The organism is Streptomyces sp. ISL-1 (assembly GCF_018614585.1).
Lineage (GTDB): Bacteria > Actinomycetota > Actinomycetes > Streptomycetales > Streptomycetaceae > Streptomyces > Streptomyces maoxianensis.
In genome coordinates, this window is the sequence record NZ_JAGGOI010000031.1 from 128,343 (window position 1) to 142,592 (window position 14,250).

10 protein-coding genes are annotated in these 14,250 nt (G+C 69.0%); 5 read left to right on the forward strand and 5 right to left on the reverse strand.

Annotation, left to right across the window (positions count from 1 at the left end; all coding sequences use genetic code 11):
* Positions 1 to 83 precede the first annotated feature (83 nt).
* On the reverse strand, positions 84 to 1,139 hold the full coding sequence (locus J7E87_RS22035; protein WP_215096208.1) for an aromatic acid exporter family protein: 1,056 nt from the start codon (positions 1,137 to 1,139) through the stop codon (positions 84 to 86).
* Between the two features lie 575 nt (positions 1,140 to 1,714).
* Between J7E87_RS22035 and J7E87_RS22040 the strand changes: the two genes are divergently transcribed.
* The 5 genes from J7E87_RS22040 (at position 1,715) to J7E87_RS22060 (ending at position 8,533) form a co-directional block, all read left to right on the forward strand.
* On the forward strand, positions 1,715 to 2,560 hold the full coding sequence (locus J7E87_RS22040) for an MIP/aquaporin family protein (RefSeq protein ID WP_215096209.1): 846 nt from the start codon (positions 1,715 to 1,717) through the stop codon (positions 2,558 to 2,560).
* Between the two features lie 53 nt (positions 2,561 to 2,613).
* The gene (gene glpK / locus J7E87_RS22045; RefSeq protein WP_215096210.1) at positions 2,614 to 4,131 is read left to right on the forward strand and encodes a glycerol kinase GlpK; all 1,518 of its coding nucleotides are present in this window, start codon (positions 2,614 to 2,616) and stop codon (positions 4,129 to 4,131) included.
* Between the two features lie 92 nt (positions 4,132 to 4,223).
* On the forward strand, positions 4,224 to 5,936 hold the full coding sequence (locus J7E87_RS22050; protein ID WP_215096211.1) for a glycerol-3-phosphate dehydrogenase/oxidase: 1,713 nt from the start codon (positions 4,224 to 4,226) through the stop codon (positions 5,934 to 5,936).
* 305 nt (positions 5,937 to 6,241) lie between these two features.
* Positions 6,242 to 6,604, forward strand: a complete 363-nt coding sequence (locus tag J7E87_RS22055; RefSeq protein ID WP_215096212.1) for a hypothetical protein — start codon at positions 6,242 to 6,244, stop codon at positions 6,602 to 6,604.
* A 321-nt stretch (positions 6,605 to 6,925) separates the two neighbouring features.
* The gene (locus J7E87_RS22060; RefSeq protein WP_215096213.1) at positions 6,926 to 8,533 is read left to right on the forward strand and encodes a serine/threonine-protein kinase; all 1,608 of its coding nucleotides are present in this window, start codon (positions 6,926 to 6,928) and stop codon (positions 8,531 to 8,533) included.
* Between the two features lie 327 nt (positions 8,534 to 8,860).
* On the opposite strand, the gene J7E87_RS22065 is transcribed toward J7E87_RS22060, so the two are convergent.
* From J7E87_RS22065 to J7E87_RS22080, 4 genes are all read right to left on the reverse strand, one after another.
* Entirely contained in the window at positions 8,861 to 9,778 is a 918-nt protein-coding gene (locus tag J7E87_RS22065) for a serine hydrolase (RefSeq protein WP_215096214.1), read from the reverse strand.
* A gap of 210 nt (positions 9,779 to 9,988) precedes the next feature.
* Positions 9,989 to 11,575, reverse strand: coding sequence for a peptidoglycan recognition protein (locus J7E87_RS22070; RefSeq protein ID WP_215096215.1), 1,587 nt, complete (start codon positions 11,573 to 11,575; stop codon positions 9,989 to 9,991).
* Positions 11,576 to 12,001: 426 nt separating this feature from the next.
* Entirely contained in the window at positions 12,002 to 13,186 is a 1,185-nt protein-coding gene (locus J7E87_RS22075) for a serine/threonine-protein kinase (protein ID WP_308313009.1), read from the reverse strand.
* Positions 13,187 to 13,612: 426 nt separating this feature from the next.
* Positions 13,613 to 14,104 carry a hypothetical protein gene (locus tag J7E87_RS22080; RefSeq protein WP_215096216.1) on the reverse strand — a complete coding sequence of 164 codons (492 nt, stop codon included), beginning with the start codon at positions 14,102 to 14,104 and terminating at the stop codon, positions 13,613 to 13,615.
* Between the last annotated feature and the right edge of the window lie 146 nt (positions 14,105 to 14,250).

Below are 14,250 nucleotides of genomic sequence, written 5' to 3' on the forward strand. Positions count from 1 at the left end.
CTCCAGCCCTCCACTCCGGCAGCACGGTGTGGTTCACCAGGCACGTCGAAACCCTCTGCGGCGAGCCAGGCGTTGGCCACGAGTTACGCAGTTCGGGCCGCCGCCGTCTCGGGTGCCAGCTCACTCAGGAGCTGCTGAGCTTCGACCAGAAGCTCCCCTCCCACCGCTGCCGCTGTGCCCCTCTCCTGCTCGAAATCCCTGGTGAGGCTGTCAAGGGTGCCCCACACGCTTTTCAGAGCCTTCTCGCGCCGGTCGCGCACCGGCCCTGGCTGGTCGAGGCCTTGGAACAGTTCGGCATTGGCGATACACGCGATCGCGACCTGCTCCAGCACTGCGGCATATCGGCGGAGGTAGGCGGGGGACGGGGTGGTCAGCTGCGTCTTGCTGTCTGCGGCAGCCGCCAGGGTGTGGGTGACTGCCACGAGGCGGCTGCTTATACGCTCCCACACCGCGTCCTCGTCAGTGGAGGGCGGTGGTGGTCCGGCGCGGCGCAGGTGCCGGCCCGGGTTGAAGCGGTAGCTCTCTCTTGCCCACTGCCGGGCATCAGCCAGAGCACGTACTTTCTGGGTGAGCCGCGAGGCGCGGTCGTGCCACTCATCCGCGGTGGTCAGCGCCTCTTCCTCGCGTAGTCCCTCCGCAATGTCGGCCAGTAGTGCGCCGCTGCCGCGGGCCAGACGCTCAAGGTTGTCTCGCACGCTGCGCAGGTGCACCGGCGGCAGAATGAAAGCGTTGACTGCGATGCCGACCGCGGCGCCGATCAGCGTTTCCAGGAGCCGGTGACCTACGTCGGGGAGAGTCGAGGAGCCGTAGGTGATGATCAACAGGGCCGTGGTGGCGCCGTAGATGCCCTGGCTTCCGAGCCTGCGGTAGTTACCGATCAGCAGCATGAACGGCAGCGTGACGAGCATTGAGAACAGGGTGCTGTTGGCGGTGACAGTCATTGAGGCTGACGCCCACAAGGTACCCACAACGATGATCGCGAGCTGCTGAAACCCTGCCCGCAACGACCGGTAGACGGTGCTCTCGACGAGCGCGATCGCAGTCCACGGCGCCATCAGAGCCAACGGAGCCTGGAGCCACCACCCGGTCAGCGCCCAAGCGGCGATCGCCGCTGCGGCAGCTTTGAGGGACTGCGCCACCCTGTCACGTTCCGGACCCGGCTGCCGCATCGCAGAACCTATCGTCCGGCCTACGGCGCTCAGTTCCCACTTCAGCCAACGTGTCGCGTGGATTGTTGAACTCCTGCCCGTCGACGCCACTCGCTGCCCGAAACCGCGGCCGCCCGGGCCCGTCCTTCGCGGACAGGCCGCACGCCGGCGGCAACTGCCGAGTACCCGGCGCAATACGACCTACGCACAGGGGTCGGCGCCGGATCGGAGCGCGGACGCAGCATGAGCCGGTCACTCTCCACGAAGGCATGCACGCCGCGACTGGCTCCTCGGCCGCGCATGCGGACCGGGAGAAACTTCGTGCTGTATCCGGAGAACACTTCGTGCTGTATGACGCACGCCAACGGTCTGTATGACGCATGCCAAGGGGGCCGCTGGTTGGCGTACGTGCCCGAGATGCACCGGCCCGCGCGGCGGCGTGCCGCCTGCCACCTGGCAGGGCTGCTGACCGCGCATGCGGCTGGCTCTTGATCGTTCTATGATGCTTTTCGGGGGACTCGGGCAGGTGGACGGCCGGTCCTGAAGCCGGCGGGAAGCGAGCTCCCATGGCTGAGCGGCTTAAACGATCAGGGCTGGTTGGCGAGCTTTCAGCAGAATTCGCCGGCACCATGATCCTCATCCTCTTCGGTTGCGGTGTGGTGGCCCAAGTGGTCGCCGGTGGAGCCCTCACGGACCCACCGGGCGGCCTCGGAGACCACGACAGCATCGCCTGGGCATGGGGTCTCGGCGTCACCCTCGGCGTCTATGTGGCAGCGAGACTGAGTGGTGCCCACCTCAATCCCGCGGTGACCTTGGCCCTGGCGACATTCAGGGGCTTCCCCTGGAGCAAGGTGGCGCCCTACGCGCTTGCCCAGACGGCCGGCGCCTTCGTGGCAGCCCTGCTGGTGCGCTGGAACTACACCGAGGCGCTGGCGAAGGCGGACCCCGGTCACACCATCAAGACGCAAACCGTCTTCTCCACGCTGCCCGCCAACGGCAACCCGAATCTGCCGGTCACCGAATGGGGCGCGCTGCGAGACCAGATCATCGGCACCGCGATCCTGCTGCTGATGATCATGGCGATCACGGACCTCCTCAACACGCCCCCCGGTGCCAACATGGCCCCGTTCATCATCGGACTCGTCGTCGTGGGAATCGGCATGGCGTGGGGCACCGACGCGGGTTACGCGATCAACCCCGCGCGTGACTTCGGTCCCCGGCTGGCCAGCTTCATCACCGGATACGGCGGAGCGTGGCGAGATCAGTACGGGAACTTCTACTTCTGGGTGCCGATCATCGGTCCGCTGATCGGCGGCGTGGTCGGAGCGTTCCTCTACAAGTTCTTCGTCGGCCGGTTCCTGCCGACCGCGGAGCCCGAGCCGCCCGGACGTGTCCCGCCCCCCAAGGACTGATCGGCCCTGCGTGAGGCCGCAACCCAGCTCATCCCACAGGAGAGGCGGCAGCCATGCCGGACTTCGTCGGCGCGGTGGACCAGGGAACCACCAGCACCCGTTTCATGATCTTCGACCACGACGGCAACGAGGTGTCGAAGTACCAACTGGAGCACGCCCAGATCCTCCCGCGCTCGGGGTGGGTCGAGCACGACCCGGTGGAGATCTGGGAACGCACCAACTCGGTGATCCAAAACGCCCTCCGGCACGGAGACATGTCCCCGTCCGACCTGGCGGCGATCGGCATCACCAACCAGCGCGAGACGACCGTCGTCTGGGACCCCCGCAATGGCCGTCCCTACTACAACGCCATCGTCTGGCAGGACACCCGCACCGACTCCATCGCGGCCGCCCTGGAACGCTCGGGCCAGGGCGACGTCATCCGTCGCAAGGCCGGCCTGCCGCCCGCCACCTACTTCTCCGGCGGCAAGATCAAGTGGATTCTGGAGAACGTCGACGGCGTCCGCGAGGCGGCGGACCAGGGCCATGCCATCTTCGGCAACACGGACGCGTGGGTGCTGTGGAACCTCACCGGCGGCCCCGACGGCGGAATCCATGCCACCGACGTGACCAACGCCAGCCGCACCATGCTGATGAACCTGGAAACCCTCGACTGGGACGACGAGTTGCTGGGCTTCTTCGACATCCCCCGGTCGATGCTGCCCACCATCAAACCGTCCTCCCACCGGGAGGCGTACGGCGAAACCCGTACGTCCCGGCCACTGCGCGCCGCCATCCCCATCACCGGAGTGCTCGGCGACCAGCAGGCGGCAACCGTCGGACAGGTCTGCTACGCGCCCGGCGAAGCCAAGAACACCTACGGCACCGGCAACTTCCTGGTGCTCAACACCGGCACCGAACTGGTCCGTTCGCAGCACGGCCTTCTCACCACCGTGGCCTACCAGTTCGGCGACAGTCCGGCGATCTATGCCCTGGAGGGTTCCATCGCGGTCACCGGGTCCGCGGTGCAGTGGCTGCGTGACCAGCTGAAGATCATCAAGACCGCGGCCGACAGCGAGACCCTGGCCCGCACGGTCGAGGACAACGGAGGCATCTACTTCGTCCCCGCCTTCTCGGGCCTGTTCGCCCCGTACTGGCGCTCCGACGCCCGCGGCGCGATCGTCGGCCTCGCCCGGTACAACGACAACGGCCACCTGGCACGGGCCGCCCTGGAAGCCATCTGCTACCAGAGCCGGGACGTGGTGGAGGCCATGGAACAGGACTCGGGGGTCCACCTGGACGTGCTCAAGGTCGACGGCGGCGTGACGGCCAACGACCTGTGCATGCAGATCCAGGCCGATGTCCTCGGCGTACCGGTCAGCCGCCCGGTCGTCGCCGAGACCACCGCGCTCGGTGCCGCCTACGCGGCCGGTCTTGCCACCGGCTTCTGGCAGGACACCGACGAACTGCGCACCCACTGGCAGGAGTCCAAGCGCTGGGAACCCGAGTGGTCCGAGGAGCAGCGCGCGGAAGGATATGCGGGCTGGAAGAAGGCGGTGGAGCGCACGCTCGACTGGGCCAAGGTCGAATAGGCCCACGCCGGGGGCGCCCACGTGCGCCCCCGGCCACGTGCGCCGCGCACGACCGCGGCGGCGCACGACCACAGCACGAGGAGGAGAGACCGATGGCGAATCCGGTGGCTCTCTCGCCCGAGGCACGCGCGAAGGCCCTCGCCCGGATGGGTGCAGGTGAGCTGGACGTCCTCGTCGTCGGTGGCGGTGTCGTGGGCTGCGGGGCAGCCCTGGACGCAACCTCCCGGGGCCTGCGAGTGGGCCTGGTCGAAGCCCGCGACTGGGCCTCGGGCACTTCCAGCCGCTCCAGCAAACTGATTCACGGCGGACTGCGCTACCTCGAGATGCTGGACTTCCGGCTCGTCGCCGAAGCCCTCAAGGAGAGGGGACTTCTGCTCCAGGTCCTGGCCCCGCATCTGGTGCGACCCGTGCCCTTCCTCTACCCCCTGCAACACCGGGTCTGGGAGCGCCCGTACGTCGGTGCCGGCGTAGCGCTCTACGACGTCATGGCCTCGGCCTCCCGCACCTCCAGCGGCCTGCCCCGCCACCGCCACCTGCTCAAGCGCCATGCGCTACGCGCTGCGCCGGCGCTGCGTTCCGACGCCCTGGTCGGCGCGATCCAGTACTGGGACGCCCAGGTCGACGATGCCCGGCACACCATGTTCCTCGCCCGCACGGCAGCCGCCTACGGGGCACTGGCCGCCAATCGCACCCGCGTCAGCCGCTTCCTGCGCCAGGGCGAGCGCGTAGTGGGAGCCGTGGTCACGGACCTCGAGACCGGCAACGAGACCGAGGTGCTCGCCAAGCAGGTCATCAACGCGACCGGCGTCTGGACCGACGACACCCAGACCATGGCCGGCACCCGCGGCCAGTTCCACGTGCGGGCCTCCAAGGGCGTGCATCTGCTGGTCCCGCGTGACCGGATCATCTCCCACACCGGGCTGATCCTGCGCACCGAGAAGAGCGTCCTGTTCGTCATCCCCTGGGGACGGCACTGGATCATCGGGACGACCGACACCGACTGGACGCTGGACAAGGCCCATCCCGCGCTGAGTTCCAGGGACGTCAGCTACCTACTGGAACACGTCAACCGCGTGCTGGTCACGCCGCTGGCCGCGGAGGACGTCGAGGGCGTCTACGCCGGTCTGCGCCCGCTCCTGTCCGGCGAGGCCGCGGAGACCAGCAAGCTCTCCCGGGAACACCTGGTCGCGCATCCGCTCCCTGGGCTCGTCGTCGTGGCCGGCGGCAAGTACACCACCTACCGGGTGATGGCCAAGGACGCGGTCGACGAGGCGGCCCGCGGTCTGGACGAGAAGGTGGCCGAGTGCGTCACCCACCGCGTTCCACTGCTCGGCGCCGACGGCTATCCGGCGCTGTGGAACTCCCGGCACAGACTCGCCCGGCGCTCCGGGCTGCATGTCGCCCGTATCGAGCACCTGCTGAACCGCTACGGCTCGCTGGTGCACGAACTGCTCGAGATGGTCACGGCCGACCCCTCGCTCGGCGAACCGCTGCCGAGCTCCGACGACTATTTGCGCGTCGAAGCCGTCTACGCGGTGACCCATGAGGGAGCCCGCCATCTGGAGGATGTGCTCGCCCGGCGTACCCGCATCTCCATCGAGTCCTGGGACCGCGGTGCGGACGCGGCGCATACCGTCGCCGAACTAATGGCACCTCCACTGGGGTGGGACCGAGCGCGACAGGACCGCGAAGTCGACCACTACCTGAAGCGGGTGGCGGCAGAACGCGAGGCCCAGCAGCAGCCGGACGACCAGACCGCCGACGCGGTACGGCTCGGCGCCCCCGACATCATCCCGGTGCGCTGAGTGGGTGCGACGCCATGAGCGGACCCAGCCCATCGTGGAAACTTTCCCACCGGTGTACTGACCGGAGCACCAGCCGGAGTACTGAGTTGACGGTGCTGTAAGGAATTCCCGTAGCCGTCGATATCGGACGTATCGCGGTGGCTGTGTAACGCGTAATCCGCTTGCGACGCAGTTCCACGTAGGGGCGCGGGCAGCGCCCCGTAAATGTGGCCACGGCCAGGATTACTCCTGTGGGGGAGGTAACGCCGTGCAGTGGTCGCTCTTCCGTACCGTCGAGGCGGCGTACGCGTCAGATTGGGACTCCAGTGAGTAACACCGAACCCCTGCCGGAAAACCATCAATACGGCCCCAACCCGGGCGGCGACCACCGCTACTCACGCGGCGGGGACGGCTCCTCCGCACGTCGGGCAGCCCTGATCATCCACACGATCGCGGACGTCGCCGCAGTGTTCCTGGGCCTGTGGATCCTGCTCTTCCTGCTCGAAGCAAACCAGGCGAACGTTTTCGTCGAGTTCGTGGAAGGCGTGGCGGACTGGCTGGCTTGGTGGTCACAGGACATTTTCACAATGGACACGGATGGCCTCCGCGTCCTCCTTAATTACGGCTTGCCCGCCGTGATCTACCTGCTGATCGGACACGGTATAGCCACCCGGGTACGCCGCCTCTGACCGGATTTGCCCGACCGAATGCATCCGCCCTTCAAGTCTGTGAAGAATCAGCAACCATGCGGCGCAGACATTGAAACCGGATTAGTAACACGTCCTTCACGAAACTCGAAGCCCCCTGCCCCGTCCCCTTGCACGGGCCCGGCAGGGGGACATGACTGCGATCCGACCCCTGGAGCGGAAGAGAGCTCGCGCGCCGGCGCAACAGAGGCGCCCGCCACCCCGATGTGTCATGCCGGGTGAGACGGCATGCGAGGATGTGGCCGCTCGAACTGCCGTTGGAGGGTCGCAGTGCAGCCCCTGTCACCTGAGGATCCGCGGGAGGTGGGCGCCTTCCGTCTGTTGTTCGTGCTGGGCGAGGGCGGTATGGGCCGCGTGTATCTGGCCAGGTCGCCGGGCGGTCGCACAGTGGCGCTGAAAACGGTGCGCGCGGGCATGGCGGGCGCCGCGGGGTTCCGGGCGCGTTTCGCTCGTGAAGTGCGCGCCTGTCAGTCGGTGTCCGGCCGAGGCACCGCCCCTGTGGTGGCGGCCGAGCCGCAGGCCGCTGTGCCGTGGCTGGCCACCGCGTATGTGCCGGGCCCCTCGCTCGCCGAAGCCGTCCACGAGCACGGACCGCTGGACGTGCCCACGCTGTGGCGGCTGCTCGGCGGCCTGGGCGAGGCGCTGACCGACGTGCACCGCGCGGGTCTCGTACACCGGGACCTCAAGCCGTCCAATGTCCTGCTCGCGCTCGACGGCCCCCGTCTCATCGACTTCGGCATTGCGCGCGCGGCCGACGACGTCGGTCTCACCGGCACGGGCCTGGTCGTCGGCTCGCCCGGCTTCATGTCGCCCGAGCAGGTCGAGGGCAAGGAGGTGGACGAGCGCAGTGATGTCTTCGCGCTCGGCGTCCTCCTCGCGTACGCGGCCACGGGGCGTAACCCCTTCGGCTCCGCCGCGGGGCCCGAACTCGGTTACCGCGTCGTACACCACGAGCCCGATCTGACCGCTGTGCCGACGGCTTTTGCTGAGGCGATAGGCGATTGCTTCGCGAAGGACCCGGCGCAGCGGCCGTCTCTCGCGGAGCTCGTCGCGCGGGCCGGGGCGCACGCGGCCGCAGGACCCGACTGGCTGCCGGCGCCACTGACGGCGTCGGTGGCGCGCCAGACCGCGTGGGTGCTGGGCCTGGAGTCGCGCCAGGAGTTCGGCCCGCCGCCGACGCCCTTCGGAGCACGGCCGACGCGGCACGGCGAGGCGCCCGTCTCGTACGGCCGGGTGCCCGCGCCGGGCGGTGGCGGACAGGCCGCCGCGGCCGGCCGGCAGCGTGGGGGGCAGCACGCCGGGCAGCCGATACCCCAAGGCCAGTGGTCCCCGGTGCCGTACCAGCTCTCCCCGCAGAGCCACCGGCCCGCCCCGCCGCTCACCGGCACTGCCTGGGCGACGCACGGGCCGCTGGGCAAACCGCTCCTCGGTCTCGTCGCGCTCATGCCACTTCTCGTGATGGCGATGGGCCGTGATGCCGTCGACGCCCAGCTGCGCCGTCCCGACCCGGATCTGACCCCGGCCAGCCCCGGCTGGGAGTCCTATCAATGGGCCCTCGACACCACCTGGCACTTCTCCCTCATCACGCCGCTTTTCATCACCGCGATCACCCTGCACGTACTGCGCCGCCGGCTGCATGCCAGGTCAACGGCGGCGGTACGCAGATGGGCGGGCGCGTCGGCCGCCTACTGGCTGCTGCTCTCACTCACCGTGCTGGTGTCCGCCGGGTGGCTGCGTTCCGCCCTGTGGGCGGTGGACGGCAGCAACAAGCCGCCGGCGCTCGAGATGACGCTCGGCTTCGGTCTGCTCCCGCTGGCCCTGCTGGTGCCGGTGGCGCTCGCAGTGATGGTCCTGGCGGTGGTACGGGCATTCCGCGTCCGGCAGCGCATTCCTGGCCGTCCCCATGCGTAGGCCCAATGCCGTTTGCGTTACGGCTTTCGACCGGACCTGCTCGTGGTGTCCCGCGTGAAAACCCCAGTTCGGGCCGATGACCAGATCGTTTCCATGGGCAGGTTCAGGCTGCCTGTTGGTATTCGCTGATGAGGCCGCCGAGGAGTTGGGGGCGGCGGAAGCGGCTTCCGGCCCGGGGGCTACCTGGCCGGTTTCCGTGGCCTGGAGGTCGGCAACCAGGCGATAACGGTCCCGACCGGCGCCAGGGACCCCGTCCAGGCGGTAGGCGATGACCCGCACCCCCACCCGCCAGCAGCGTAAGCCCGGATCTGACGCAACGGCATTGTGTTAGGCCCTGTTGACGAGGGCCTTCACAGCGGTGGTCGCGACCTGCTCCACCAGGTTGATGCCGGCCCCCTGAGACGACTGCCCGTCGGACAGGACCGCGACGAGCAGGCTGTGGCCCTTGTAGTGGATACGCCCGATGCTGTTCACGTCCCACAGTCCCGTCGCTGTACGCGGCAGCCAGCCGTTCTTGAGGGCCACGGTGCTCCCGGCCCCGGCGGCGGCGGATATCCCCCACCGCTGGCCCGCCACGACATCGCTCATCAGCGATTGCACGTAGGCGCGCGAGGCGGGGGTCAGCGGGTACTTGTCGCCGAAGACCGCCTCCAGGAGGAGCAGCTGGTCGGTGGCGGTGGTCTGGGTCAGGCCCCACCGTCCGGCCTTACCTGCGACGGTCGCCGTCAGGCCGAGGCGTTCGTTCGCGGCGTCGAGGCCCTGGGCGCCCCCGATTGTCTGCCAGAGTGCGTCCGTGGCCGCGTTGTCGCTGCTGCGGATCATCGCGGAGGCCAGCCGCTTCTGCTGCGCGGTGAGCGACGTTCCGCGATCCTGGGCCCGAAGCAGGAGGGCCGCAAGGATGTCGACTTTGACGATGCTCGCGGTGTCGTAGTCGCCCGCGTCCGCTCCGTATACGACCGAGTCCCGGCCATCAAGATCCTCGACGGCGATCGTGTAACTGCCGGAGCCGCCGGGCAACGCGTCCAAGGCCGTGTTCACTGTTTCATCGGTGCCCATCGGTGAGGGCGCGGCAGACGGCGACGACTGGGCCGCAGCGGGCTCGGCCTGGCTGAAAGTCGAGGCTTGAGGCGGCGTGCCGGAATCCTCGGCCGCGGCGGCTTCCACGCCCGTCACCTGGCACGAGACAGTGCCGGTGAGGGCGAGGATGGCCACGGCCGAAGGCAGCAGGCGGCGAATTCTGGACATGCGGCGGACGCTAGACGGCGCAGATCACAGCGAGATGAAGATTGCGTCAACGCTTTCTGAGAGAGGCACTCTCAAAACCCCAGAATCTCGGCGACAGCCGTACGGCTGTCGCGGCCCTGCCCCGCCAGATGCATCCGGCGCGACAGGGCTGCGACAGCCGTACGCCACGACCGGGGCCTCTCACAGGGGAGAGCCCCGGCCGGGCGACTGTCAGTGCGTGGCGTAGACCGAGCTGCCGGCGGCCGTCCGGATCTCCGGGAGCACGGAGTAGAGGCTCGCTCCCGGGCACAGGGTGGCGTAACCGTCGCGGTGGCCGGAGATGGTGTTCAGCGTGGCCGCGTCGCCCTTCTTCCAGACTCCGGTGTCGGCGGCGGCCGTCAGCGTGACCTTTGCCTGCGGATTCACGCCGTGCAGGCCGAGCTTCCAGGCCGTGATCTCGGCGACGGCCTTCTTGGCCTCGGCCGTCGGGGTGCCGCCGTTCTCGTAGTCACCGAGGACGGAGACGCCCGAGGAGTAGCTGTTGAAGCCATAGGTGTGGGCACCCAGTACGGGCCGGTCGACGCCGCCCGCGCGGCCTTCGAAGACCGTGCCGCACTTGTCGACGAAGAAGTTGTAGCCGATGTCGTTCCAGCCGTTCGTCTTCACGTGGTAGGTGAGGATCGCGCGGATGATGGCGGGCGAGTCGGCGCAGGCGTAGTCGTTCGTCCCGGCGGTGTGGTGGACGAAGACCGCGTCGACCTTGTTCAGATACGTGGGCGGGTCCAGTACGAGTGACTCGTCGGCGCCCCAGTCGGCGCGGCTTACGATCTCGGGCGCGGTGGGAGCCGGGGGCTGTGTCGGGTCCGGAGCCTGGGTCGGCCCGTCTGTGGGCTCGGCGGTCGGGTCGGTGGTGGGGCCTTCTGTCGGGTCCTGGCTGGGAGCCGGGTCACTGGGGGTGGCCGTGGGCTCGTCCGAGGGGTCCACGGTGGGGTCCGGGACCGGGTCCCCGCTGGGAGCCGGCTCATCCGTGGGGCCGGTGGTGGGGTCTTCAGCCGGGGCCTCGCTCGCGGCCGGGCCGCTCGGGGCGGGGCCGCTCGGGGCGGCCGTGGGCACGTCCGACACGTCCGGCGACGGCGACGGGGGCGCGGACGGCACCGGGGGCGGGGGCGCCGTCGGGTCCTGCGTAGGCTCCTGCGTCGGTGCCGGGTCACTCGTCGAGGCTGATGGGGAGGGGGCTGTCTCGCCGGAGGTGCCAGTGCTCCTGGGCTTCGGCGAGGATTTGCCGTTGCCTCTCGCCTTGGTTTCGCCCGGGTCGATCATGTCGAGGCGCAGTGCCTCGGGGACCGCGGTCTCCGCGCCGTCGGCCACCACTCGCGCCTCGACCGCGTCGGAGGTGCCGACCCACAGTGGCTCGGAGGCGCCGCGTACGCCGGTCGCGTCGCCCTCGGTGGACTCCGGTGCCCGTACGTCGAAGTCGAGGTCCCGCCAATCGGCCCAGTTGCCGCTACTGGCATCACGGGTCCGTATCTGGGCGGTGCCCTCGAAGCCGTCCGCCTCGTCCTCCCAGGACACCCCGACCAGCGAGAACGACTGCGTCTCGGTGCGCGGAAGCGTGCGCTTCTTCGGGTCCTTGCCGTCCAGCGCCAGGGTGTGCGCCTTCGCCGGGCGCGCCCCGTCGACGCGGTCGGTCCCCTCGGCGCCCCCTGTGACCGCGATGGCTGTCACCCCGGTGCCGCTGAGCGCGACTGCCGCGGCCGCCAGCCAGGTGGTGCGTCTGCGGTGCAGCGGCGTACGCGTGCGTGCTTTTCTCGGACTCATGTCCCCATCCCTCGTGTGCGGTTGATCAGCGAGCGTGAACTGGGCAGCAGACGGCAATTCGCATGTGCGGGCGGCCCGGCCGAACGGACCCGAGGCAGTGGCTCGTTGTACCAGCGACGACGCCTGCCGCGGCGGCAAGGATTTCCGCTTCGGTTTCATGCGGTGGTTGGCGTCGAATTCCAGTCGACGGCGGGGTGGTTATACACCGCCGCATGGACTCCGCGCACCTGGGAGGATAAATCGGTCAGTGAGACGCAACGTTGGTCGCCATTTCGGTGAACTGCCCTGAATGGGAAATCAGTTGACGGCAAGGCGGTTGCCCGACTAGAACTTCATCCGCTCCAGGACCTGGACCGCCCATGCGCATTTCCGGAGGTACATAGGAACACGCAGTAGATCGCTGGTGGTTCCCTCGACCCGTGTGCCTCAGTCGTCCCCGCGCTTCCCTCTGCCCTTCTTCCGCTGCTTCCCGGGCTCATCTTCTTCGTCCTCGTCGTCATCAGAGGCGGATGACGACAGCTCGGGAGACGGCATGGCCGACGGGGCGTCCGAGAGGGGAGGCTCACTGGGGGGCGTAGACGTGGAAGGTGCTGTGTTGCCGGGAGCGGAGGGATCGTCATCACCGGCAATCGCAGCGGCGCCAATGACGGCCGCCACGGCGAACGCGACGGCTCCGGCGATACCGATCACGGCTCGGGACGGCCTGCCGGCGGCGCGGCGGGAACGCATTGACAGCGGCGGATGTGCCGAGGCTGGGGGGACCGGCCAGGCTGCCGGGGAGACCGTGTCAGTCGGCGGCGCCTGGTCCAAGTGCCCTTCCACGGTGGCAAGCCAACCCGCTGCCTGTTCGGCGGTCGGGCGTTGCGCCGGGTCCTTGGCAAGCAGGAGCAGGAGATGGTCGGACAGTGCCCCCGGTATCTCCGGGCGCAACTGGTCGGGCGGGATGGGGGCGGCGTTGACGTGCTGCAGGACGACGGCTGGTGTGTTCTCGCCGAGGAACGGGGGGCGCCCGGTGAGTAGTTCGTACAGCACGCAGCCCAGTGCGTAGACATCTGAGGCGGGAATGGCGGGGCGCCCCACGGCGCGTTCGGGTGCCAGATAGGCACCGGTGCCCAGGATCTTGCCGGTGGCGGCGAGGGTGTGTGAAGCGTCATCGGTGAAGCGCGCGATCCCGAAGTCGGTGATCTTCACGATACGGTCGGCGGTGAGCATGATGTTGCCGGGCTTGATGTCGCGGTGGATCACGCCTTGAAGGTGCGCTGCGGACAGGCCGGCCGCCATCTGCGTGCCGATCGCGGCGGCCTCCTGCGGATCCAGGGGCCCGTGCGCGGCCAGTTCCTGGGCCAGGCTCCAGCCGTCGACCAGCTCCATCACCAGGTAGAACTGACCGTCGTGGCAGCCGAAATCGTACATACTGACCACGTGCGGGTGGTTGAGGCGGGCCGCGGTCTGCGCCTCCATCCCGAACTGCTCGGATGCCTCCGCCCCGCCATCGTCGGCCCGTAGCAGCTTCACGGCCACCGGTCGGCCCAGCGTCTGGTCGGTGGCGCGCCATACCTCGCCCATGGCACCGCGTCCCACCGGCTCGTTCAGCCGATATCGCTCTGCCACCAGCACCCGCACACCCACCCTCTGATCACGGCGACGCCGGTCAGGCGCAGCCACCCAATGCGACAGGGGAGCTTCCGGCGGCGTGGCCGGCCCCGTGCCCCTGCCCACACCGCACGTAGAGGCAGGCGGCGGGGGCCCTTGCCTGCCCCTTGCGTGGATGCCCGCACGGGGGAGCGGGCACCACCCGACCTTGTGCGTCGGGTCTCTTCATAACAGCGCGGGGAGTGCCGACCGCGTCACACCTCCCGCGCCGGAGGGGCAGATGCCGAGCGGGCAGACTTCCCCCGATTCGGGGCGCCCCCGGATTTCCGTCGCCGCGGGTTCGTCGGACGAGAGCGGGTCGCGCAGATCCGGTCGATGACGGCTCCGAGGCGGCCGAGGTGGGGGAGTGCGCACCAAGCGTCGCGGCCGAAGGATCGGCGGGCGTCAGCCGTTGCCTCCGCTCAGGACCGCTCTGGCCGCGGCGTCGTGCAGGCTGTCCACGGTTGCCATCTGGTTCGTGGCCCGGTCCATGAGGTCTTGGAGCCGTGATGTGTCGAGGCGGTTCGATTCCCGCGCCACCTGCGTCAGTGCCTGCCACAGTTGGTGTTTGCCCTGGATGCCCAACCGTAGGGTTTCCAGTTCGATGAGTGAACTCAGTCCCGAGCGGCGGACTACGCGGCCGTTGGGCTTGAGTCGTGCGACTTTCTCCGCGGTCCAGCCCGCGTAGATCTTGTATCGACGTGGGGGGATCTCGAGCGAATCCATCACTTCGAGGAGGGCCTGGCGGTCCTGGGCGATGTCCTCGGCCAGGCGCTGCATCTCTCCGGCGCGGGCCGACGAGCGGTGCGCCCGTGCGATCCGCCGGGAAAGCTCCACTCCTGATGTGGCGCCGGCGAGGTGGTCGTTCAGGTAGATGGCCAGAGCTTGGCGGTGCACGGGGGCCTTCTCTCGGGTGTCGTGGCGCAACCCAGGGCTTGCCTCAGAGTCAACACTTTGATCATTCCGTCAATCCGGGCGCGAATCACTTCGTACGCGGTCCGTCCCTCTTCCAGGGGAATGGCCGCGTGTCTCCCGGCCGGCCG